Source organism: Streptomyces venezuelae (assembly GCF_008642275.1).
GTDB classification, from domain to species: Bacteria; Actinomycetota; Actinomycetes; order Streptomycetales; family Streptomycetaceae; genus Streptomyces; species Streptomyces venezuelae_E.
This window is the reverse complement of sequence record NZ_CP029189.1, coordinates 247304-269886: the sequence shown is the minus strand read 5'-3', so window position 1 is coordinate 269886 and position 22583 is coordinate 247304. Positions and strand designations below refer to the sequence as shown.

Genomic DNA, 22583 nt, shown 5'->3' with positions numbered 1-22583 from the left:
TCAGGGGTGTGCGGGCGGGGCCGCGCCACGCCGCACGGGGCCGTACGCCCGGGAGTGCGCCGTGACATATGTATCGGCCTGTCAAGGTGCTTCTCCTTCTGGAGGCTGATGCCCCGTTCGTTCTGGTGGAGGAGGCCGGGGCCGGGGGCCGGAGCGAAGAATGGAGGGGACCAAGATCGCCGGGCCCCACCGGGCCACCGACGAGGAGCCGCCGTGCCCCACACCCGTCCCGCCGACCGACCCGCACCGCGACTGCGCCGCGCCGCCTCGGCCACCGCCGTGGCGATAGCCCTGCTGGCCGGCCTCGCGCCGGCCGCGAGCGCCGCCGCCCAGGAAGCACCGAGCACCTACGGCCAGGACGCGGGCCGGCGCTTAGACCGGACCCGGCTGCAGGCGGGGCTGAACGCGATCCAGGAGGCGGGCGTGTACGGCGTCTACTCCGGGGTCCGCGACGGCCGTGAGCGCTTCGACGGCGCCGCCGGGCTCGCCGACGTCGCCACCGGGCGCAAGGTCCGCCCCGACCTGCGGCACCGCGTCGGCAGCGTCACCAAGACCTTCACCGCCGTGGCCGTCCTCCAGCAGTCCGCGAAGGGCCGGGTGGACCTGGACCGGCCGGTCGGCGACTACGTGCCCGAGCTGCTGCCCGGCGAACGCGGCCGCAAGGTGACCGTACGCATGCTCCTGAACCACACCAGCGGCATCCAGGACTACGTCGGCGATGCCTTCCCCTCCCTCCTGAAGGGGACCACGGAGAGCCTGGACGAGCACCGGTACCGCACGATCCGGCCCGCCGAGCTGATCGGCTACGGGGTGGCCAGGCCGCAGCTGTTCGAACCCGGCACCGAATGGTCCTACTCCAACACCAACTACGTGCTGCTCGGCGAGGTGCTCCGCAAGGTGACCGGCCAGGACCCGGAGCAGGTGATCACGCGGGACGTGATCCGGCGGGCGGGCCTGCGCGACACCTACTTCCCCGGCACCGACCCGCGCATCCGCGGCGCTCACGCCCGCATGTACGAGAGCTTCTACGGGATCATCGACCCCCCGCGCGACTACAGCGACTACAACATGACCTGGGCCGGTACCGCCGGGGCCCTCGTCTCCACCCCGCAGGACCTCAACAGCTTCTACCGCGCCCTGCTGGGCGGTGACGTCCTCCCGCGCCGCCAGCTGGACCAGATGCGCACCACCGTGGACGTCAAGGACGGCAAGGGCGCCGTGGTCATGCGCTACGGACTCGGCATCTACTCCATGGACACGCCGTGCGGACCGGCCTGGGGCCATGACGGGGGAGTCTTCGGCGCCGGGACCTGGGCCCTGTCCAGCCCGGACGGCAGCCGTCAGTTCGCCATCGGGTACAACCTGATGAAGTACCAGCGCCTCAACGAGGCCGGCACCGAGTTCGAGGCGCACCCGGCCGACGCGGCCATGCGGGACTACCGCGACCAGTCCCTCTGCGGCACCACGGCGCCGCGCACCCCGGACCCGGCCGCGAAGAACGGCTCCGCCGAGGGCCCGTCCGCCCAGGCCCCGTCCGCGCGGACCCCGTCCGCGCCGCGCGTCCTGCCGCAGGACATGCCGCCGCTCCCCGGGCCGCTGTCGGGTCCCGTGCGCTGACCGCGCGCAGGGGCGGTGCCGCCTCCCGCGGGTGCTTACGGATCCGTGACGTGCGGCCCGGCGGGCGTCCCGCCGGGCCGCACGCGGCATAGCGTCGGGGCATGCGTGTACTTGTGACTGGAGGGGCGGGCTTCATCGGCTCGCACGTCGTCGCCGAGCTGACCGGCCGCGGCCACGAGCCGGTGGTCTTCGACCTGGCGGCGGACGGACGGGACGTACGGGACCCGGATGCCGTGGAGCGGGCCCTGGCCGGCGTGGACGCGGTCTGTCACCAGGCGGCCAGGGTCGGGCTCGGGAAGGACTTCGGGGACGCGCCCGGCTATGTGTCGGCGAACGACCTGGGCACCGCGGTGCTGCTCGCCGGGATGGCGCGTGCACGGGTGCCGCGGCTGCTGCTCGCCGGGTCGATGGTCGTCTACGGCGAGGGACGCTACGCATGCCCCGCCCACGGCACGGTCCGGCCCGGCCCGCGCGCCGAGACCGATCTGAGGGCCGGGCGGTTCGAGCCGCGCTGCCCGGTCTGCGGCGCCGACCTGGCGCCGGGACTGGTCACGGAGGACGCCCCGGCGGACCCCCGGAACGTCTACGCCACGACCAAGCTCGCCCAGGAACACCTCGCGGCCTCCTGGGCCCGGGCCACCGGCGGACACGTCGTCTCGCTGCGCTACCACAACGTCTACGGGCCGGGGATGCCCCGCGACACCCCGTACGCGGGGGTGGCCGCGCTGTTCACGTCCTCGCTCGCGCGGGGCGAGGCGCCGCGGGTCTTCGAGGACGGCGGTCAGCGCCGGGACTTCGTGCACGTGCGGGACGTGGCCGCGGCCAACGCGCTGGCGCTGGAGGCCCTGGCCCCGGCGGGCACGGGCGCGGAGGCGGGCGTGGGCTCCGGGCCGCCCGCGGGCTTCACCGCGTACAACGTCGGCAGCGGCGACCCGCGGACCGTGGGCGACATGGCCGCGGCGCTGGCCGCCGCCTGTGGTGGCCCGGCCCCGGTCGTCACCGGCGAGTACCGGCTCGGCGACGTCCGGCACATCACCGCGGACTCGGCGCGCCTGCGCCACGAGCTGGGCTGGCGCCCCGCCGTCCCCTTCGCCGCGGGCATGGCCGAACTGGCCACCCGTCCGGCCGAGCCGGGATGCAGCGTGTCACCGGGAGCACCGAACCCCGTTCGATCCACGTCGTGCTGACCGGCCGTCCGCTCCGCACTGCCCTGCCGCGCCGATCGCAGGGCCGATGAGGTAGACCTCGCCGCCCGGCGCCGACACGCCGACCCCGGGGCTAGCACATCGGTGCGGTCAGCCACATTCTGTAATCGTCCGCTACTTTCAGCTACGAGTGCAGGAGGACTGGCATGGAGAAGCAGAACGGGGAAATCGCTGTCGACCGGGTCCTTTCCGTCGAGGAAGGGATCGAGATCAAGCAGCGCATCGCCGCACAGAGATCGCTCAAGCAATGGCGGTGGATGGGCAACTACGGCGACCCCACCCAGGCCTCCGCCGTCGCGAACGTCGATCCGCCGTGCCTGGCCGGGGAGGTGATGTTCACCATCAACGGCAACCTGACCCCGGCCTGGATGTTCTACTGACCTCGCCGACGGCCTAGCCGGCCGCGGCCGGCAGGGTCAGTTCGAAGCGGCAGCCGCCGCTCACGTTGCGGACGTCCGCGTGGCCCGCGTGGGCCTCGACGATGCCCCGGACGATCGCGAGGCCCAGGCCCGCACCCGAAGGAGGGGTACGGGCCGGGGTGCCGCGCCAGCCCGTGTCGAAGACACGCGGGAGGTCCTCCTCGGGGATCCCTCCGCAGGCGTCGGTGACCGAGAGCACCACGGAGTCCGCCCGGCGTTCGGCGGCGATCGCGACCGTACCGTCGGCCGGGGTGTGGCGGATGGCGTTGACCAGGAGGTTGGACAGCACCCGAGTCATCTCCTTGCCGTCCACCTCCACCGGCAGCGAGGCGACCCCCTCGCCGACCAGCCGCACGCCGTGCTCGCGGGCGAGCGCGTCGGTGCCGGCCAGGGCGTCGCCCACCAGGTCGTGCAGCGACATCCGGGTCAGCGTGAGGGAGAGCGCGCCCGCGTGGATGCGCGACAGCTCGAAGAGGTCGCCGACCATGGAGTTGAGGCGGTCGACCTCGGTACGGATCTGCCGGTGGTAGCGGGCGGGATCAGCCGCCATACCGTCCTCCAGCGCCTCCGACATGGCGCGCAGACCGGCCAGCGGGGTGCGCAGATCGTGCGAGATCCAGGCCACGAGCTCGCGCCGCGAGGCCTCCAGGGCCCGCTCGCGCTCCCGGGAGGCCGCCAGCCGTTCGCTGGTGCGGGCCAGCTCGCTGCTCAGTGCCGTGAACTCGGCGGGAGCGGGCAGCGTGGGCGCCGCGAACGTGCCCTCCTCGCCGAAGACCCGGGCCGCGCCCACGAGCTCCCGGCAGCGCCGGACGACCTGGCGGCCCAGCAACAGCGCGGTGGCCATCGAGACGGCCGCGGCCGTCGCGACGACCGTCGTCACGACGGCCAGGTCGTGGGAGGACAGGAACATCGCCCAGGCGACGGCCAGCGTTCCGGCGAGCATCGCGGACACCGCGACCGCGGCCACGACCGCGAGGGAGACGGCGACGCTGCGCCGGCGCAGTATCCGCAGCGCCACGGCCCCGAGCAGCCCGGCGGCGCCCGCGCCGAGGAGCGCGTACAGGGCGATCAGCAGAAGGTCACGCATGGCCGTCCTCCGTCCGGAAGGCGTGCTCGGCACCGGTGTCCGGGGCCGGCTCGAAGCGGTAGCCGGCGCCCCAGACGGTCCGGATCAGCCGTGGGTTCCCCGGATCGTCCTCGATCTTGCCGCGGAGCCGCCGGACGTGCACGGTGACGGTCGACAGGTCGCCGAAGTCCCAGCCCCAGACCTCACGCATCAGCCGCTCCCGGTCGCAGACCTGGCCCGGGTGGCGCAGGAAATAGGCGAGGAGGTCGAACTCCCTCAGGGTGAGAGCGAGTTCCCGCCCCTCCTTGTGCGCCCGGCGAGCCCCCGGGTCCAGGACCAGGCCCGCCACCGCCAGCCGAGGACCGCCCTCCGGACCGCCCTCCGCGGCACTGCCCGGTGCCCCCGCCTGAGCCCGGCGCAGTACCGAGCGCACCCGCAGCACGAGCTCCCGCGGGCTGAAGGGCTTGGTCACGTAGTCGTCCGCGCCCACCTCCAGGCCCAGGATCCGGTCGTCCTCGTCGCCGCGCGCGGTGAGCATGATGACGGGGACGGGCCGGGCGCCGTTCTCCCCGGCACGCAGCCGGCGGCAGACCTCGAGGCCGTCCATCCCGGGCAGCATCAAGTCGAGGACCATCAGGTCCGGCCGCTGCTCCTCGGCGGCGCGCAGGCCGGAGGGGCCGTCCGCCGCCAGGCGCACCGAGAATCCGGCCCGTTCCAGGTATCCGGCCACGACCTCCGAGACGGTCGGATCGTCGTCCACCACGAGGACGCTGCCCTGGGCACCCGCCGGGGCGCCGACCTGCCCGCCGGCCTGGGCCTCGCCCTGCGCGCCGGTACGGTCGGACCCCTCGGCGCCGGGTCCCTCGTTCGTACGCTCCACATCGCTCACTGCCATGCCCCCAGGCTGTCACCTGCCCGGCCCCAGGTGTGGCGCGGACCCCCTCCCACGGGACGGCGTCCGCGTTTCGTAAGGTCTGTGAGCCCCCTTTCACCGGTCCTGATTCCTACGGTGTGGAGGGTGACTTCATCAGCTTGTGCTCCGCCCCGCGCGGACCTCGTACTGCCGTGCCTCGACGAGGCGCAGGCGCTTCCCTGGGTGCTGGCGCGCGTCCCGGCCGGATGGCGTGCCATCGTCGTCGACAACGGGTCGACCGACGGCTCGGCGGAGATCGCCCGGAGCCTGGGCGCCACCGTCGTGCACGAGGACCGGCGCGGATTCGGTGCCGCCTGCCACGCCGGACTCCTCGCGGCCCGCGCCGACCTGGTCTGCTTCTGCGACTGCGACGCCTCCATGGACCCCGGGCTGCTCGCCGCGATGGCGGCGAGCGTCGCCGCGGGCGAGGCGGACCTGCTGCTCGGCCGCCGCCGCCCACAGGGCCGCGGCGCCTGGCCCGTACACGCCCGGGCCGGCAACCTGGCGCTGGCCCGGATGCTGCGCCGCCGCACCGGACTGCGGCTGCACGACCTCGGACCGATGCGGGTCGCGCGCCGGGAGGCGCTGCTCGGCCTGCACCTGACCGACCGGCGCAGCGGCTACCCGCTGCAGATGGTCGTACGGGCCGCCGACGCCGGCTGGCGCGTCGCCGAGACCGACGTCCCGTACCTGCCCCGCTCCGGGAAGTCCAAGGTCACCGGCACCTGGCGGGGCACCTGGCAGGCGGTACGGGACATGCGCAAGGTGCTCGCCGAACCGCCCGGCACCCGGTCCGCGCCCACCGAGGGGGTCTCCGCGTGAGCACGCTCCTCGTCATCGCCAAGGCCCCCGTCGCCGGCCGGGTCAAGACCCGCCTCACCCCGCACTTCACCCCCGAGCAGGCCGCCGCGCTGGCGTGCGCCGCACTTCAGGACACCCTGGCCGCCGTACGCGACACCCCGGCCCGCCGGCGCGTGCTCGTACTCGACGGAGCGCCCGGGCCCTGGCTCCCCGACGGCATCGAGGTCGTACCGCAGGGCGCGGGCGGGCTCGACGCCCGGCTGGCCGCGGCCTTCGCCCAGGCCGCCGGACCGGCCCTGCTCATCGGCATGGACACGCCGCAGGTCACTGCGGACCTCCTCGCCCGCGGGCTCGACTTCGGCGAGACGGACGCCTGGTTCGGCCCGGCCGACGACGGCGGGTTCTGGGCGCTCGGCCTCGCCGAGCCCGACCCGGCCCTGCTCCTCGGCGTGCCGATGTCCCTGCCGACCACGGGCGAGCTGCAGCGCGGCCGGCTGACCGGCTCCGGGCTCGCGGTACGGGACCTGCCCGAGCTGTGCGACGTGGACACCCCGGCCGACGCGGCACGGGTCGCCGCCGCCGTGCCCGGTACCCGCTTCGCCGCCCTCCACCGCGGCCTCCACACGGTGACACGATGACCGCCCAGCTCGCCGAACCCGCCCTCGCCTGGCGGGCCGACCCCTACGCCGACGCGCTGCGCGCCGGCCAGGGCCCCCTCTACCTGCGGCGCGCGGACGGCTGGCTGCTGCCCCTGGACGTGGAGCGGTGGTGCGCCGAACCGGACGAGGCGGACGAGGGCGTCCTCGCCCGCTGCGCGGGGCCCGTCCTGGACATCGGCTGCGGCCCCGGACGCCTCGTCGCCACCCTGGCCGCACGCGGGCACCGGGCGCTGGGCGTGGACGTCACCCCCGAGGCCGTGGCCCGTACGACGCGGGCCGGCGGCAGCGCCCTGTGCCGGTCGGTCTTCGACCCGCTGCCCGGCGAGGGACGCTGGGGCACGGTCCTGCTCATCGACGGCAACATCGGCATCGGTGGCGATCCGGCCGCCCTGCTCGGCCGCGCCGCCCAGCTCGCCGCACTTGACGGCTCCCTGCTGGTCGAGGTGACCGCCGCCGACGTGGACGAACGCGTGGAGGTACACGTCGACGACGGCCGCGGCGGCCAAGGGGCGCCCTTCTGGTGGGCCCGGCTCGGCGCCCGCGCCCTGTACGGCCGGGCCGCCGACGCGGGCTGGACCCGGTCCGTCACCTGGCAGGCTGCCGGCCGCAGCTTCGTACACCTGCGACGCTGACAGGCATGCAGAAGGGGGGAGTCGACGCCGCACCGGCGTCAACTCCCCCTTTTCCCCGCACCCCGCACCCCTCGTCAGCGCCGCGCCGCCGCCTGCCGCCGCCGCGCCCACACGCACGCTCCCACGTGCCCGGTCGTGAACGCGGCGATCGCGACCATCGCCAGCAGCCAGTTCCGCGGATAGTCCAACGGCAGCACCGACGCGTTGGCCACACCCCCGGGGCGCAGGAGCGGCGGCAGGGCGATCACCGTCAGGGACCCCGCGACGATCAGTGCGGCGCGCGGGACCCCGCGCAGACGCAGGCCCGCCGCCGCGCAGAGCGCCCCGACCGCGACCACGAGAGGGGCGATCAGCCCGTCGTGGACGAGGACCCCGCCCGCGAGCCACAGCACGATCCGCCACGGCTCGGGCTGCTGCACCAGCAGGAAGCCACCGAAGGCCATCAAGGCCACCCCGAGACCGCCGCACACGTACCGGAACCCCATCACGCCACCTCCAGCCGGCCGACCCACTTGGTCTGGAGCACGCCCGGCCGGTTCGGGGCGATGATCCGCGCCGGATAGCCGTGGTCCAGGGACAGCACCTCACCGTTCAGGCGCAGGGCCAGCAGAGTGAGCGGGTCCTGCGCGTACAGACGGCCCATCTCCATCACCCGGTACGCGCCCGCCACCTCCAGCGACACCACCCGGCAGCGGGCGTCGGGTCCCCCGCCGGCCCGCTCCAGCAGGTCCCGTACCCGGACCCCCGTCCACCGGGCGGACTTGCTCCAGCCCTCCACACAGGCGATGGGCAGGGTCACCTCGTGCTGCGGCAGGGCGCGCAGCTCCTCCAGCGTGAGGGTGGACGGGCGCGGCCCGGCCAGGGTCAGCCGCCAGCCGTCCAGCGAGGCCTCGGTGACGCGTGCCGCGGCGGCCGTACGGTTCACCGGCAGCCCCTGCGGCCCGTGGGCCGGGCTGCGCGGCGCGAACAGCTCCAGCGGCCCGAGCGCGGTGACCGACTGCCCGACCGTGGTCAGCGTGACCGCGCCCACCCCCGCCGCGACGGCCGCCAGCAGCTGCCGGCGGTCCGGCCCGTCGGCCTCGGGCAGGGCCAGGGTGCCGGGGGAGCGGCGGGTGAAGTGGTCCCGGATCCGCGGCCATTGCACGGCGACGTGCAGCAGCAGTGCTCCCAGCAGCAGCCAGGCGACGGCGTAGTGCACGGGTACGAACGAGAACGGCCAGGGGTACCACTGGAAGGTGTTCAGCAGACCGGTGAACAGCTGGAAGATCGCGGCGGCGACGAGTACGGCCACCGAGAGGCGCTCCAGCGCGTGCAGCACGGACCGCACCGGCGGCCACGCGAACAGCCGCGGGTAGACCGTCCACAGCTTGGCCAGCAGCAGCGGGATCGCGGCGGTGCCCGAGGCCACGTGCAGGCCCTGGGTGAGCCGGTAGCCCCAGGACGGACGGCTCGGCAATCGGTCGGCGAGCCAGACCGGCGGCTGCTGGAGGAAGTGGCTGAGCACACCGGTGGCGAAACAGACGACGACGGCGAGCCCGAGCAGGCGGCCGATCACCGTCGCGGTACGGGCGTCGTGCAGCCGCGCCCTGAAGGTGATCGGCGGGCCCGGGGGCGGAGTGAAGCGCATGAGCCCATCACACCTCGCCGACGCCCCGGTGGGAGGCTTGGACACCTTACGGAATGCGGACGTGCGGGACGGCGCACGCCCCATCCGCAGCCGTTGCTGGAACGCTGCGGGGGTGAAACCGCGCACCGTCCCGACCGCACTCGCGGCCCTCGCCGCCCTGACCGCCGTCCTCGTCCTGGCCATCCGCCACGACGGCTACTTCACCGACTCCGTGGGGCTGTTCCTCCGGTACGCGGTCTGCTGGGCGCTGTTCGCCCTCGCCCTGCTCGCGCTGCGCGGGGTCCCGGCCGACCGCGTCGTGCCCCTGCTCCTCGCCGGAGCCGTCGCCGTCGCCGTGACCGGGCTGGTGGCACCGCCCCGTACCAGCACCGACTCCTACCGCTACGCCTGGGACGGCCGCGTCCAGTCGGCCGGCATCTCCCCGTACGACCACGCCCCGCAGGACCCGGAACCGGCCCGCCTGCGGGACCCCTGGCTCTTCCCGACGGGCGCCGCCTGCACGGGACCGGACCGCGCCCCGATTCCCGGCGGCGGGCCCGTCCCGCACTGCACCCGCATCAACCGGCCCGCCGTGCACACCATCTACCCGCCCGTGGCCGAGGCGTACTTCCTGGTGGTCGACCGGCTCTCCCCGGCCGGAGCCCGGCACAAGCCGCTCCAGACCGGGGCCGGGCTCCTCTCCCTCGGTGTGACGGGCGCGCTGCTGCTGATCCTGCGCCGCCGGGGCGGGGACCCGCGCCACGCCGCGTACTGGGCCTGGTGTCCCGCCGTACCGATCGAAGCCGTGAACAACGCGCACGTGGACGTGCTCGGCGTGCTGCTCGCCGTGACCGGTCTCGGTCTCGTCGCGGAGCGCGGCCTGCGCCGCCGGGCCGCCGGAGGCCTGGTGCTCGGCGCCGCCGTCGCCACCAAACTCATGCCCGCGGTCGTCCTGCCGGGCGCGCTGTCCGGGGTGCGCCGGGTCCGCGACGCGGCCGCCGTCCTGGTCCCCGCCGCCGCCTTCACCCTGCTGGCCTACCTCCCCTACGTCCTCCTCTCGCACGGCTCCGTCCTCGGCTACCTCGGCGGCTACGTGGACGAGGAGGGCTACGACGACCCCTCGGACGGCTCCCGCTACGCCCTGCTGCGCCTCCTCCTGCCCGACAGCTGGGCGCTCCCGGTGCTCCTCGCCGCCATGGCTGGCGTGTCCCTGTACGTGATGTGGCGCGGCGACCCCCGGCGCCCGTGGAGCGGCGCCCTCCTGGTCACCGGCTGGGCCTTCGCGCTCCTCACCCCCGGCTACTCCTGGTACGCGTTGCTCCTGATCGCCCTCGTGGCCCTGGACGGACGCTGGGAATGGCTCGGCATCGCCCTCGCGGGCGCGGCCTGCTACCTCCTCGCGCCGGTCCTCGGCCACCGGCCGGCGCTGAGCGCCACCGCGTACGGAGCCGCGGTCGCGGTGATCCTCGTGGCCGCGGCGCTCCGGCGGCGGCGCGGGTCCGGCCGGCCGGGCGCCGGGGCGGACCGGTCCCACGAGCCGGTCAGGAACGCGTGAGGACGACGAGCCGCTGCGTCGCCCGGGTCATCGCGACATAGCGGTCGACCGCTCCCGCGATCCCCGTACCGAAGGTCTGCGGGTCGACGAGGACGACGAGGTCGAACTCCAGCCCCTTCGACAGACCGGGCGTGAGCGACCGGACCCGGGCACCCTCCCGGTGGGCACCGGCCCCGCTGCCTTCGGCGGCGATGACACAGGCGACCCCGTCGGCGTGCGCGTCGAGCCAGCCGTCGAGGACCGCGTCCAGGTCCTCGGCGGAGCCGTGGACGACGGGAACGCCGCTGCTGCGGACCGAGGCCGGCACGTTGGCGTCCGGGAGCGCTTCCCGGATGGCCGGCTCCGCCACCGCCATGACCTCCTCGGGCGTCCGGTAGTTGATGCCGAGGGAGGCCACGTCGATCCGGTCGAACCCGATCCGCTCCAGCCGCTCCCGCCAGGACTCGGTGAACCCCTGCCGGGCCTGGGCGCGGTCCCCGACGATGGTGAAGCTCCGGGACGGGCAGCGCAGCAGCAGCATCTGCCACTCCGCGTCGGTCAGTTCCTGGGCCTCGTCCACGACCACGTGCGCGAACGGTCCGGCGAGCAGGTCCGGGTCCGCACCGGGCAGCGCGCCCTCGTCGACCAGGCTGTCCTGCAAGTCCTTGCCGCGCAGCATCGTCACGGCGCCCTCACCGTCGTCGTCGGCCGCGAGCAGGTCGTCGATGACTCCGGCCATGCGCTCACGCTCGGCCGCCACCGCGGCGCTGCGCCGCCGCAGCCGCCGCGCCGACTCCGGGTCGCCGAGCCGCTGCCGCGCCGCGTCCAGGAGCGGCAGGTCGGACACCGTCCAGGCCTGGGCGTCCGCGCGCTGCAGCAGCGCCACGTCCTCGCGGGCGAGCCACGGGGCGCACATCCGCAGGTAGGACGGCACCGACCACAGGTCCCCGACGAGATCGGCCGCGTCGATCGTCGGCCACGCCCGGTCGAGGGTCCCGGCCAGCTCCTCGTCGTACCGCAGGGATCTGCGCAGCAGGTCGGGCGAGAGGTCCTCGTCGTCGAACTTGTCGAGCAGGATCGTCACCAGCTCCTCCCAGATCTGCTCGCGCGCCTCGTTGTGCGGCGTACCGGCGGCCGCCCCGAAGGCCTCGGCCCAGTCGTCCGGGCTCAGCCAGACGTCGGACCAGGGCGTCGTGACCGTCATCCCCTCGGTGGGCGGCTCCTCGTAGATCCGCACGGCCTTCTCGACCGCCTTGACCATGTCCGCCGACGACTTGAGGAACGCCACCCGCGGGTCGGCCTCGGCGCTCGCCGCGGCCCCCTCGGCGACGAGGTCCCGCACGGTGCACGTCTGTACGCCCTCCTCGCCGAGGCTGGGCAGCACATCGGCGACGTAGGCCAGGTAGGGCTGGTGCGGACCGACGAACAGCACGCCGCCGCGGCGGTGGCCGAGGCGCGGGTCGGAGTAGAGGAGATGGGCCGTGCGGTGCAGGGCCACCACCGTCTTGCCCGTGCCCGGACCGCCGTCGACGACGAGGGCGCCACGGGAACCCGCGCGGATGACGGCGTCCTGGTCGGACTGGATGGTGGCGAGCACGTCACGCATCCGCGGCGACCGGCTGCTGCCCAGTCCGGCGATGAAGGCGGACTGGTCGTCGAGCGCGGCGTGCCCCTCGAACCCGTCGGCGGTGAACACCTCGTCCCAGTAGTCCCCGACCCGGCCGCCGGTCCAGCGGTACCTGCGGCGGCTCGCCAGACCCATCGGGTCGGCGTGGGTCGCGGCGAAGAACGGCTCGGCCGCGGGCGAGCGCCAGTCGATCAGCAGCCGGCTCCCCGCACCGTCGGTGAGGCCGAGCCGCCCGATGTACACGGGCTCGGGGTCGCCGTCGAGGACCATGCGCCCGAGGCACAGGTCCAACCCGAAGCGACGCAGCGCCCGCAGACGGCCCGTCAGCCGGTGGATCTCCACGTCCCGGTCCATCGCCTCCCGTCCCAGGCCGCCGGGGGCCCTGCGCAGGGCTTCGAGGCGGTCGGACAGCTCGGCGACGGTCTGTCCGAGGCTCGCCGCGACGGCCGCGAAGTGCTTCTCGTCGGCGCCGATCAGCGCCGGGTCGGCCTTGGGGGAGAGGCGGGCGGGAAGGTCGAACGCACTGGTGGTCAGGGAGGTCATATCAGTAGCTCCGATCTGCGGCGGTACACCCGCGAACTCATCGAACGACCCGTCAACCGACAACAGCGCATGCACGAGGGGGATCTCCCGTTTTCGCAGGTCCTGGCTTCGAGGAGCGATTCTGCGGTACGAGTGGGGCCTTGCCGCAAGCCCCCCTGTGCGTTATAACTTGAGAGTGGAAAGGAGTGGGTACTCCTCCCTTCCCCTGATCGTCCGCCCGGTACGGACGTCCTCCCCCTCCCGTATGACTGCGCGTGGCGCGCCCACTTCCGCGTACCCGCCGGCCTGTGGCCCAGGCGCCCTGCCCCGTTCATCCGTACGGCCGAACTGCGGATGCCGCGCCCTGCCCGCCGGGGCAGGCTGTGGGGCAAGGAGAGCCGCCACCGCCTGCCTTGGCACGGCTTCAGCGTCGTCCACCGAAGTCCCGAGGGGTTCACGGCTCCCGCCCCCTAGGAGGTCAGCCATGCAGGGTGACGAGAGCGCGGGCGAACTCGCGGCGCTGCGGGCCAGGGTCGCAACCCTGGAAGCGGAGGTCGCGCGCCGGCCCCCTCCGAAGCACCGCATGAAGTCGCTGCTGTCCGCAGTGCTGATCATCATCGGCTGCGTGCTGGCCCCGCTCGGCATCGTGGCCTCCTGGACGTCCAGCATCGTGGGGAACACGGACCGCTACGTCTCCACGGTCGCCCCGCTGGCCTCCGACGCGGATGTCCAGGCGGCCGCCGCGAACCGCGTCACGGCCGCCCTCATGGAGCACCTCGACCTGGAGACCCTGCTGGAGGACGTGGCCCCCGACCAGCGGCCGCTGCTCCAGAAGGCCCTGGGCAAGCTCGGCGGCTCGCTGGAGGGCGCGGTCAGCAGCTTCGTGAAGGAGAAGGCGCAGGACGTCATCGCGTCGCCCCAGTTCGAGACGATCTGGACCAACGCCAACCGTACGATCCACGCCTCGCTCGTCAAAGCCCTGACCGGCAGCGGTGACGGCGCCGTGGAGATCAAGAACGACGCCGTGACCATCGACCTCGCGCCGGTGATCGAACAGGTCAAGACGCGGCTCGTGGACGCCGGGATGGGCGTCGCGGCCAAGATCCCCGAGATCCACACCGACTTCACCGTCGTGCAGTCCAACGACATCGGCCGGGTCAAGACGGGCTTCAAGCTCCTTGAGATCCTCGGTCTGTGGCTGCCGATCATCGCCATCCTGCTCGTCGCCGCGGGCGTCCTGCTCTCCGCTCACCGGCGGCGCGTCCTGGTCACCGCGGCCCTCGCGGTCGCGTTCGCCGCCGCCGTCCTCGGCCTCGGCCTGACCGTCTTCCGCACCGTCTACCTCAACGCCCTCCCGGACACCGTCAACCAGGCCGCGGCCGGCTCCGTCTACGATGCGATGATCCGGCTCCTGCGCACGACGATCCGCATGGTCGTGGTCCTCGGCATCGTGATCGCCCTCGCCGCCTGGCTGTCCGGTCCGGGCAAGTACGCCACGGCGGTCCGCCAGATCTGGCACTCCGGCATCGTCGCCACACGTGCCACGGCCGACCGGCTGGGCCTGCGCACCGGTCCGGTGGGGCCGTTCATCCGGCGCCACCGCGCCTGGTTCACCTGGGGCCTGGTCGCGATCGCCGCCATCGTCTACATCCTGTGGTCCTACCCGACCGGCTGGGTGGTCGTGGGTCTCGCCCTCGCCCTGCTCTTCGCCCTCGCGGTCGTGGACTTCCTCGCCGAGGACACCGGCGTCCCCGCGGACGAGACGCCCCCCGCCCCGAGCCCCCCGGGTCCCCCGAGTCCCCACCCGTCATGACGGGGCGTCGGCCGGGCCACGTGCCGAGCCCGGCTGGGCCACCGGGATGCGCTGGGTGAAGAAGAGGGCGAGCAGGGCCGCCAGGGCCAGGAGGGCGAGCGCGGCCCGCAGCCCTTCGATCCGTGCCTCCTCGTTCGCGTCGAGCGCCGCCTGGGACACCACCGGGTCCGTGCCCGCCGCTTCGAGGGCTTCGCGGAGCTGCTCGTCCGACAGGAACGGGGCACTGCCCGCGAGGGCGGTGTGCGCCCGGGTCTTCACGTCGGCCGGCACCGCCGGGTTCTGGTCGATGGTGGTGAGGAACGAATTCGTCAGCACGGCGATCATGATCGACCCGGCGAGTGCGGTGCCGATCGAGGCGCCGAGGTTGGTGACGGTGTTCTGGATGCCACCGACCTCGGCGCTCTTCTCGTCCGGTACGGCCGACACGGTCACGGCCCCGAGTTGTGAGGCGAGCAGCCCGATCCCGAGCCCGATGAGCAGCATGGGCACGGTGACGACCCCCGCGCCGGAGTCCGGGGTGAGGGCCGCCATGAGGATGACGGCGCCGGCGAACATCGCCAGGATCCCCCACCGCACGACACGCCGGGGTGAAGCGTTCGGGCGGAATCTGGGCACCCCGATCGCGGCGGCCAGCAGCGTGATGGAGAGCGGCAGGATCAGCGCGCCCGTATGGAGGGCGGACAGGCCGAGCGCCACCGACAGGTAGAGCGGGACGACGAAGAACACGCCCATCTGCACGAGGTACTGGAAGAGGAACATCGTCAGCCCGCCGGAGAGCTGCCGGTTCTTGAGCAGGTCCGGATCGACCAGCGGTTCGGCGCCCCGCGCCGCCAGCCGGGCCTCCCAGCGGAAGAACAGCCAGACCAGCATCAGCCCGGCCAGCACCAGCCAGACGACGGGCGAGACGCCGAACCACGAGGGCCCCCCGGCCTTGGGCCGGAACCAGCCCCATTCGCTGGTCCGCAGGATGCCGAACACGAACAGCCCGATGCCCGCCGCGGACAGGAGCGCGCCGAGTACGTCGATCCGCGGCCGGTGCTCCGGGGGCGCGTCGGCGATCCGCCGGGCCAGCAGCAGGATGACGAGGACCATCACGACCTCGCCGGCGAACACCCAGCGCCAGGAGAAGAAGGTGGTCGCGAAGCCGCCGATGAGCGGTCCGACCGCGATCGCCACCGCTGCCGCCGCCGCGACCAGGCCGTAGGCGGCGGGCCGTTGGGCCTTGCCGAAGTTCGAGGCGACGAGCGCCACGATCGCCGGCAGGATCAGCGCCGCTCCCACGCCCTCCAGGAACGACCAGCCCAGCAGCAGGACCGTCAGGTTCGGTGCGAGCGAGGTGGTCAGGGAACCGAGTCCGTAGATGACGCAGCCGATCATGAAAGCCCGTTTGCGGCCGATGAGAGCGCCGACCTTGCCCCCGCTGATCATGAGCATGGCCATCACCAGCGTGTACGCCGTGATCGCGCCCTGCATACCGCTCACCGTGGTGCCGATGTCCTCCGCCACGGTGGCGATCGACACGTTCATCACCGAACTGTCCAGGGCCATCAGGAACTGTCCGGCCGCGAGGGTCAGCAGGATGAGCTTCGTGTTCCCCGCGTTCCCGGCCGTACCGGCAGGGCCCGCCTGTGCCGCTGTCATGCGCGCACAGTGCCACGGCCGTGGTGGCCGGCCGGGCACCTCGCCCGCCGTGTCAGCCGACTGGCCGAAGCGACGGCCCGGTCCGGCTCAGGCCGCGACGGCGGTCACCCGCCCGGACGCGATGGCGTCCAGCAGACGCTGGTGGTCGAGCTCGTTGAGGTCGGCGTAGCTCTCCGCGAACCGCACGAGCGCCCGGTCGAAGACGTCGCTACCGCCCAGGTACGCCGCGATGGCGATCCGGTCACCGGACCGGGCGTGCGCCCGCGCCAAGGTCACGCCGCACAGGCCGGCGAAGACCCGCATGCCGCGCGGCACCATTCGGGCGGGTTCGGCGATGCCCTTCCAGTCGCGCAGCTGGCGTACGTAGAAGCTCCGTTCGAGGCCGTCGAGCCCGTGCGTCTGCTGCCAGCCGAGGAAGATGTCGCTCGCCGCCTGCATCAGCCGCTGGCCGGCCACCACCCGTTCGCCCCCGGTGGCGTACTCGCTGGGGCCCGCGTACGCGGCGAGCACCGAGTCACCGGCCTCCTTGGCCTGCAGGATCAGCGGGTCATCGCCGTCGCGGCCCAGCAGCAGGACGATCCAGCAGCGGGTGCCGACACTGCCGACGCCCACCACCTTGCGGGCCATGTCGACGATGGAGTACTGCTGGAGCAGGTGTCTGCGGTCCGTCTGGAGACTGAGCTTGTACCGTCCCACGACGTCCCGGATCTGGTCCTCGACCGAATCCCGCCCCTGCCCCGGCAGCAGTTCGGAAGCCGGTGTGATCAGCTGCGGTACGGCGGCGAAGCGGCGTCGGCCGTCGACCACCTCGGTCAGCTTCTCGAACGCCTGCAGGCTGTCCCGCCCACGCGCCTTGCTCAGCGCCTCGGACACGTTCTTGCGGCCGCGGGTGTGGAGGGAACCCTCCGCCAGCGCCTGGAGGTGCGTCTCGTCCACCCTCGCGTACCAGACGTCGAGGGTGCGCATGTCGGCGAACGCGCGCATCTGCTCCCGGTAGCCGCGCACCGCCGACGTCACGATCGACGCGCGCTCGCTGTCGGAGTAGCCGTTCTCCCGGCCGGCGATGACCAGGCTGGTTGCCAGGCGCTTGACGTCCCATTCCCAGGGCCCGGGCAGCGTCTCGTCGAAGTCGTTGATGTCGAACAGCAGGTTCCGTTCCGGCGAGCCGAGCAGCCGGAAGTTCAGCATGTGGGCGTCGCCGCACAGCTGGGCCCGGATACCCGAGTCGGGTGTGCCGGCCAGGTCCCCGGCCATGATCGCGGCGGCTCCGCGGTAGAAGCGGAACGGCGACTCCGCCATCCGGCCGTAGCGGATCGGCACCAGCTCCCGCAGCCGGGTGGCGGACTGCTGCTCGATCACGTCCATCGGGTCCGCCCGGTCGGACGACGGCTCGAAGTCACCGTGGGCGGATCGCGGAGTCGCGGCCCGGGCGGCGCGGCCGTTCACGGCCCGGTCCTTCGCCGAGAGCCGGGGACCGTCGTCCGCCGCGGCCGGGGCCGCGGTCGCGGCCGTGTCGCGCATCGTCATCGTCGGACCTCCCGGCCTCCAGGATCCTTGTCTCCCAGCATGGCACTCGCCCCACGACGCTGCCCCGCGGGCGCCCGCAGGTTCCTCAGTCACTCTCCTGCTGTCGCCCGCCCGGCGCCGGGCTGCCCAGTCGCCTGGCCAGGTACGGCTCCTGTGCCAGCGCGGCGCCCAGGGTGATGCCGATGGCGACCGCCACGCACAGCACGATCAGCCACGACAGGACGACGAACACCGATCCGGTGGACCCGTACGTGGCGAGCGACCGGTTGAGGGCGTTCGGCATGTACACCCGTGCGCCCAGCGACAGTGCGGTCACCGCGGCGGCCGTGATGAGCGCGCCGGGCAGCAGCGGGGGCCAGCGGATCACGCCGCCCAGCAGGAGGTGCTGGCTCCACCACCACGCCAGCGTCTGGAGGAGGAGCGTGAGGGGGATCCCGAGCCACAGGCCGAGTCCGAATCCGTCACGGACCGGCCCCTGGAACGTCAGCAGGACGATCCAGGCGAGGATCCACGCGAACCAGCGCCAGATCGCGACCCGCGTCCCGCCCCGCGGGATCTGCCACGCACGTTTGCACAGCCGCTGCATGGCACGGCTCACCGCGGTCGCCGACAGCAGCACGATCACGGCGCCGACCGCTCCCACGGCGTTGCGGATGTCCTCCTCGCCGGATCCGTCGAACACGGCGTCCAGCTGGTCGCTCGCCTGACCGGTGAGCCCGAACATCGTGCGTACGGAGGAGACCAGCTGGTCGCGCACCCCCTCCGGGGCGAACGAGGCGACGACGAAGAGCAGCGGCACGGCGGTCAGGAAGCACTGGGCGGCCAACCGGGTGGCGGAGTCGAAGATGTTCACGCCGATCATGCGTTCCGTGACGTGGGTGATCACGGGGAACCGGGTCTCGGCCCGTACCTGCGCCCGTTTGGCAGCCGCGGTCAGCTCCCGGGAGCGCTCGCGCCACCGTGCCCTGCGCTCCGACCGCATCAGCGGCCCGCAGCGGCATGCGGCACGGACGGCGGATGCCGGGTCGTCGTCATGGCGGCCTCCTTCGTCTGGGTCCAGGTTGGTGGACGCGGCCGAAGGCGGCATCTCGATGGGCCCGAGGTGTCGGCGCCCGGTCCGGTGCGTAGTGTCGTAGGCGTCGCACGATTGGGGGCGCCATGGTCCTCGACCTCATGCTCATCGCGTTGGCCATCGCCCTCTACCCGCTGCCCCTGATGGCGTTCATCCTCGTGGTGTCCTCCTCCAGGGGCGTGTGGAAGGGGCTCGCCTTCATCCTGGCGTGGCTGGCCAACCTCGTCGCCGTGATCGCGATCGTGCTGGCGCTGACCGGCGGTGAGCCTCCGGCTCCCCGGTCCCCGCCGGGTGTGGTCGCGCTCGCGGCCAAGCTGGCCATCGGGGTGTCGCTGGTGGTCTACGGAGTGCGCCGCTACCGCCGGAGGAAGTCGAAGGCCGCCCGCGACACCACCGCGAAGTCCTCACGGGTGGACGTCGGCTCGGTGTGGGCCGCAGCGGGCCTGGCCGTGCTGATCCAGCCGTGGGGCATGGTCGCGGCGGGCGCGACGACCGTGGTCGAGGCCGACACCTCGCACGCGACCACGTTCATCGCCCTGTTCGGCTTCTGTCTCCTGGCCAGCTCCAGCCTGCTGGCCGCGGAGCTGTACATGGTGTTCGCACCGGAAGCCGCCCAGGCCCGGCTGCTGCGGATGCGTGCCTGGATGGAGGGGCACAAGGACGAGGCCATCGTGTTCCTCTGTCTGCTGCTCGGCCTGTGGCTGACCGCGCAGAGCATCTACGAGCTGACCAGCTGACCAGCTGACCAGCTGACCAGGTGATCGCCCGACCGGTCGGCGGGACCGGCCAGACATGCGCGGGTGCGGGTGGCGTGCTGGAATGAAATGACCTTTCCGCCTCTGCGACAGGAGCTGCCATGAGCAGCGAGACCGAGCCGCGGGCCGATTTCGGAGACATCGACGAACTCGGCCCGGTCGACTACATCGTGGTCGAGTTCCCGGGCAACCGGATGACGGGCGAGGGGTTCCCGATCCTCGTCGACCTCGTCGACCGGGGCATCATCCGCATCTTCGACTTCGCCTTCGTCCGCAAGGAGGAGGACGGCACGGTGACCGCGCTGGAGCTCCAGGACCTCGGCGGAGGCGAGATCGACCTCACCGTGTTCGAAGGGGCGTCGTCCGGCCTGCTCGACGGCGGCGACATCCAGGAGGCCGCCGCCGCCCTGGAACCCGGGAGCTCGGCCGGGGTCATCGTGTACGAGAACACCTGGGCGGCACCTTTCGCCCGCGCCCTGCGACGCGGCGGAGCGCAGCTCGTCGCCGCCGGACGGATTCCCGTGCAGGCCCTCCTGGCGTCGCTGGACGCCCTGGAGGACCCGCCCGCCGGAGAGTGAAGCCCCCCACAGCCTGGAGATGAGCCCCATGCCCGGACTCCTTCGCGGGGTCGCCCGCACCGCCGTCATCGCGGGCACCGCCACCGCGGTGTCCAACCGTGTGTCCCGCCGCCAGGGCGGGCGATGGGCGCAGCAGGAAGCCCAGCAACAGCAGGCCCAGCAACAGCAGCTGGCCCAGCAGCAGGCGGCAGCGGCGCCGCCCCCGCCTCCTGCGGCACCGCCGGCCGACGACATGACGACCAAGATCGAGCAGCTGAAGCAGCTCAGCACCCTCAAGGAACAGGGTGTGCTGACCGAGACGGAATTCGCCGAGCAGAAGCGCCGGCTGCTGGGCTGAGAGCGAGAGCCGCACGGAGCAGGGGTACGGACCGGTCGTCCGGTCCGTACCCCTGCTCCGTGGTGCGCGGGCCGGGTCGGTGCGTGCGGCCGCGAGGGGGTGGCCCTCGTCCCCCGGCTCGCGCTGGGGCCGTACCGTCCGGACCTGGCCGTACGCCCGCCGGCCCCGCCCGCGCACCGCCGCGTACCCCCGGGGGCAGGGGGTCATGGCCCGTCGGTCGGCCCTCGTTCCGCCCGGGCGCCGAGGACCGCGGCGGTGAAGCCCGCCAGCTGGGCCCGGAGCTCCTCGCGGGGCAGGCCCTTCTCGCCGGCCAGATACGCGACCAGGTCGGCCCTGGTGGCCGCGAGCAGGGCGTGGGCGGAGAACTCCGGGTCGGCCGAACCGGGGACGAGCCGCAGCAGGTCCCGGAGCAGGGTGTGCCACTGCTCGTAGTGCTCCGTCCGGTAGGGGCTGTCCGCGCCGCTGCCCTCCAGTGCCAGGGCGAGGTGGCGGTTGTCGAGCTTGAAGCACAGGAGGGCGTCCAGCAGGGCCGGTACGCGCAGGGGCGCCGGCGTGGACGGCCCCAGCGGCTGCGGGCCCTGCCCGACCGCTTCCCGGATCGGTTCGAGCCGTGCCCCGTAGAGCGCGCGGATCAGTCCGTCACGATCACCGAAGGCGCGGAAGAGCGTCGCCTTGCCGACGCCGGCGGCCGCCGCGATGTCGGCCATGGTCACCTCCTCGGGACTGCCGCAGTGGGCGAAGAGGGTGTCGGCGGCGGCGAAGACGGCCGCCCGGTTGCGGACCGCGTCCTTGCGCGGCTTGCGTTCGACGGTCATCGGGTTCCCTCCGGTTGCGAAACGGACCGGCGGTCCGTATCTTTCCCCGAAGAGAAACGGACCGTCGGTCCGTATCGTAGTGGACGGAGAACCGCCGTGCCCGAAACCCTGTCGCCCCCGGATCTGTACCGCCGCAGCCTCCGCCACCTCCTGGACAAGGACATCGCCTCCTGGGTCGGCCTGTGGGCCGAACACAGAGTCATGGAGTTCCCCTTCGCCCCTCCGGGCTGGCCCGGACGGCTGGAAGGGCGGGAGGCCGTCGCCGCGTACATGCGGGACTATCCCGAACACATCGACCTGCACGACTTCCCCGGCCTGCGGATCCACGAGACCACCGACCCGGCCACCATCGTGGCCGAGATGCGCGGAGTGGGCCGGCTCGTCGCGACCGGGAGCCCCTTCGACATGACCTACATCGCCGTCGTGACCGTCCAGGACGGGAAGTTCACCTCCTACCGCGACTACTGGAACCCCCTTGCCGTCCACGAACCCGGAGCGGCCTTCATGACCGACCCCACGAGGAGCAGCGCCCGATGACCGCGACCTCCGCCCCGACCGCCCCCGCCGGCACGCCCGCCCCGACCGGCACCACCCTCGTCATCGGCGCCACCGGCACCACCGGCAGCCGCACCACGGCGCACCTCGTCGCCGCCGGACGGCGCGTCAGGGCCGGCAGCCGCCGGGCCACCCCGCTCCCCGGCGCCGAGCCGGTCCGCTTCGACTGGTACGACCCCACCAGCTTCGGCGACGCCCTCGCCGGGGCCGACCGCGTCTACCTCGTACCGCCCGTCGGCGACCCGGACCCGGCCGCTGTCATGCTGCCCTTCCTCGACCAGGCCCGAGCCGCCGGCGTACGCCGCGCCGTACTGCTCAGCTCCTCGGCGATCACCGAGGGCGGCCCGGCGGTCGGACAGGTGCACCGGGCCCTGCCCGGCCTGTTCGGCGAATGGGCGGTCCTGCGCCCCTCCTGGTTCATGCAGAACTTCACCGGCACACACGCCCACGCCGACAGCATCCGTGCCGAAGGCGTCATCATGACCGCGGCCGGAGCCGGCCGCGTCGGGTTCGTCGACGCCGACGACATCGCCGCCGTCGCCGCCCGCGCCCTCACCGACGACCGCGCGCCCGGCACGGACCTGGTCCTCACCGGCCCGGAATCACTGAGCCACGACGACATCGCGGCACTCCTCACCGAGGTCACCGGCCGCCAGGTGGTCCACCGGAACCTCACCTACGAGGCCATGCGCGAGCGCCTGGCCGCCGCCGTCCCCCCGGAGTTCGCCACGATGCTGGCCGCGATGGACCGGTCGATCGCCGAAGGGGCGGAGGACCGTACGACCGACACCGTCCACCGCCTCACCGGCCGCCCGCCGCACGACTTCCGGACGGTCGCGGTACGGGAGCTCGCCGCCCGGCCCGCCCCGGCGGGCGCGGCCCGGTAGTC

General features: G+C 73.4%; 22 protein-coding genes. 13 read left to right on the top strand and 9 right to left on the bottom strand.

Features of this window, described 5'->3' with window-relative positions; genetic code table 11:
• Positions 1–213: 213 nt before the first annotated feature.
• The 3 genes from DEJ51_RS01110 to DEJ51_RS01100 all read left to right on the top strand — a co-directional run bounded on the left by DEJ51_RS01110 (position 214) and on the right by DEJ51_RS01100 (position 3202).
• A complete protein-coding gene (locus DEJ51_RS01110) occupies positions 214–1617 on the top strand; it encodes a serine hydrolase domain-containing protein (protein ID WP_223835609.1) in 1404 nt (467 codons plus the stop codon).
• Positions 1618–1718: 101 nt separating this feature from the next.
• A complete protein-coding gene (locus tag DEJ51_RS01105) occupies positions 1719–2804 on the top strand; it encodes an NAD-dependent epimerase/dehydratase family protein (RefSeq protein ID WP_150255461.1) in 1086 nt (361 codons plus the stop codon).
• A 164-nt stretch (positions 2805–2968) separates the two neighbouring features.
• Positions 2969–3202: a hypothetical protein gene (locus DEJ51_RS01100; protein ID WP_150255459.1), complete on the top strand. Its 234-nt coding sequence runs from the start codon at positions 2969–2971 to the stop codon at positions 3200–3202.
• Positions 3203–3215: 13 nt separating this feature from the next.
• Here DEJ51_RS01100 and DEJ51_RS01095 read toward each other — a convergent pair whose 3' ends face one another.
• Both DEJ51_RS01095 and DEJ51_RS01090 read right to left on the bottom strand, forming a co-directional pair.
• Positions 3216–4328: a sensor histidine kinase gene (locus DEJ51_RS01095; protein WP_150255457.1), complete on the bottom strand. Its 1113-nt coding sequence runs from the start codon at positions 4326–4328 to the stop codon at positions 3216–3218.
• Complete coding sequence (locus DEJ51_RS01090) at positions 4321–5202, bottom strand: response regulator transcription factor (RefSeq protein ID WP_150255455.1); 882 nt, start codon at positions 5200–5202, stop codon at positions 4321–4323. Before DEJ51_RS01090 ends, DEJ51_RS01095 begins: the two co-directional genes overlap by 8 nt.
• 123 nt (positions 5203–5325) lie before the next feature.
• Here DEJ51_RS01090 and DEJ51_RS01085 point away from each other — a divergent pair, with 123 nt between their 5' ends.
• From DEJ51_RS01085 to DEJ51_RS01075, 3 genes are read left to right on the top strand one after another with little or no spacing between them, the layout of a single operon-like run.
• On the top strand, positions 5326–6042 hold the full coding sequence (locus DEJ51_RS01085) for a glycosyltransferase family 2 protein (RefSeq protein ID WP_150255453.1): 717 nt from the start codon (positions 5326–5328) through the stop codon (positions 6040–6042).
• Positions 6039–6659 carry a DUF2064 domain-containing protein gene (locus DEJ51_RS01080; protein ID WP_150255451.1) on the top strand — a complete coding sequence of 207 codons (621 nt, stop codon included), beginning with the start codon at positions 6039–6041 and terminating at the stop codon, positions 6657–6659. Before DEJ51_RS01085 ends, DEJ51_RS01080 begins: the two co-directional genes overlap by 4 nt.
• A complete protein-coding gene (locus DEJ51_RS01075; protein ID WP_150255449.1) occupies positions 6656–7312 on the top strand; it encodes a class I SAM-dependent methyltransferase in 657 nt (218 codons plus the stop codon). The genes DEJ51_RS01080 and DEJ51_RS01075 overlap by 4 nt, the downstream gene beginning before the upstream one ends.
• A 74-nt stretch (positions 7313–7386) precedes the next feature.
• Here DEJ51_RS01075 and DEJ51_RS01070 read toward each other — a convergent pair whose 3' ends face one another.
• On the bottom strand, positions 7387–7797 hold the full coding sequence (locus tag DEJ51_RS01070) for a hypothetical protein (protein WP_150255447.1): 411 nt from the start codon (positions 7795–7797) through the stop codon (positions 7387–7389).
• Positions 7797–8939, bottom strand: coding sequence for a molybdopterin-dependent oxidoreductase (locus DEJ51_RS01065; RefSeq protein WP_150255445.1), 1143 nt, complete (start codon positions 8937–8939; stop codon positions 7797–7799). Before DEJ51_RS01065 ends, DEJ51_RS01070 begins: the two co-directional genes overlap by 1 nt.
• Before the next feature lie 112 nt (positions 8940–9051).
• Here DEJ51_RS01065 and DEJ51_RS01060 point away from each other — a divergent pair, with 112 nt between their 5' ends.
• On the top strand, positions 9052–10473 hold the full coding sequence (locus tag DEJ51_RS01060) for a glycosyltransferase 87 family protein (protein WP_223835608.1): 1422 nt from the start codon (positions 9052–9054) through the stop codon (positions 10471–10473).
• On the opposite strand, the gene helR is transcribed toward DEJ51_RS01060, so the two are convergent.
• Positions 10460–12622 carry an RNA polymerase recycling motor ATPase HelR gene (gene helR / locus DEJ51_RS01055; RefSeq protein WP_150255441.1) on the bottom strand — a complete coding sequence of 721 codons (2163 nt, stop codon included), beginning with the start codon at positions 12620–12622 and terminating at the stop codon, positions 10460–10462. The genes DEJ51_RS01060 and helR overlap by 14 nt on opposite strands.
• A 463-nt stretch (positions 12623–13085) precedes the next feature.
• Between helR and DEJ51_RS01050 the strand changes: the two genes are divergently transcribed.
• Positions 13086–14414 carry a hypothetical protein gene (locus DEJ51_RS01050; protein WP_223835607.1) on the top strand — a complete coding sequence of 443 codons (1329 nt, stop codon included), beginning with the start codon at positions 13086–13088 and terminating at the stop codon, positions 14412–14414.
• Here the strand turns inward: DEJ51_RS01050 and DEJ51_RS01045 are convergent.
• From DEJ51_RS01045 to DEJ51_RS01035, 3 genes are all read right to left on the bottom strand, one after another.
• On the bottom strand, positions 14409–16055 hold the full coding sequence (locus tag DEJ51_RS01045) for an MFS transporter (RefSeq protein ID WP_150255439.1): 1647 nt from the start codon (positions 16053–16055) through the stop codon (positions 14409–14411). The two genes, DEJ51_RS01050 and DEJ51_RS01045, sit on opposite strands and share 6 nt — an antisense overlap.
• Positions 16056–16142: 87 nt before the next feature.
• Positions 16143–17576, bottom strand: coding sequence for a DUF2252 domain-containing protein (locus tag DEJ51_RS01040; RefSeq protein ID WP_150261613.1), 1434 nt, complete (start codon positions 17574–17576; stop codon positions 16143–16145).
• Between the two features lie 91 nt (positions 17577–17667).
• A complete protein-coding gene (locus DEJ51_RS01035) occupies positions 17668–18564 on the bottom strand; it encodes a YhjD/YihY/BrkB family envelope integrity protein (protein ID WP_150255437.1) in 897 nt (298 codons plus the stop codon).
• A 176-nt stretch (positions 18565–18740) separates the two neighbouring features.
• On the opposite strand from DEJ51_RS01035, the gene DEJ51_RS01030 reads away from it, so the two are divergent.
• The 3 genes from DEJ51_RS01030 (at position 18741) to DEJ51_RS01020 (ending at position 20324) form a co-directional block, all read left to right on the top strand.
• Entirely contained in the window at positions 18741–19391 is a 651-nt protein-coding gene (locus DEJ51_RS01030) for a GAP family protein (protein WP_150255435.1), read from the top strand.
• 119 nt (positions 19392–19510) lie between these two features.
• Positions 19511–19987 (top strand): DUF6325 family protein, encoded by a 477-nt coding sequence (locus DEJ51_RS01025; protein ID WP_150255433.1) that lies wholly within the window; start codon positions 19511–19513, stop codon positions 19985–19987.
• A 28-nt stretch (positions 19988–20015) separates the two neighbouring features.
• On the top strand, positions 20016–20324 hold the full coding sequence (locus DEJ51_RS01020; protein ID WP_150255431.1) for an SHOCT domain-containing protein: 309 nt from the start codon (positions 20016–20018) through the stop codon (positions 20322–20324).
• A gap of 203 nt (positions 20325–20527) precedes the next feature.
• On the opposite strand, the gene DEJ51_RS01015 is transcribed toward DEJ51_RS01020, so the two are convergent.
• A complete protein-coding gene (locus tag DEJ51_RS01015; protein WP_150255429.1) occupies positions 20528–21139 on the bottom strand; it encodes a TetR/AcrR family transcriptional regulator in 612 nt (203 codons plus the stop codon).
• Positions 21140–21235: 96 nt separating this feature from the next.
• On the opposite strand from DEJ51_RS01015, the gene DEJ51_RS01010 reads away from it, so the two are divergent.
• Both DEJ51_RS01010 and DEJ51_RS01005 read left to right on the top strand, forming a co-directional pair.
• Positions 21236–21676, top strand: coding sequence for a nuclear transport factor 2 family protein (locus DEJ51_RS01010; protein WP_150255427.1), 441 nt, complete (start codon positions 21236–21238; stop codon positions 21674–21676).
• On the top strand, positions 21673–22581 hold the full coding sequence (locus DEJ51_RS01005) for an NAD(P)H-binding protein (RefSeq protein ID WP_150255426.1): 909 nt from the start codon (positions 21673–21675) through the stop codon (positions 22579–22581). The genes DEJ51_RS01010 and DEJ51_RS01005 overlap by 4 nt, the downstream gene beginning before the upstream one ends.
• Positions 22582–22583: the final 2 nt, after the last annotated feature.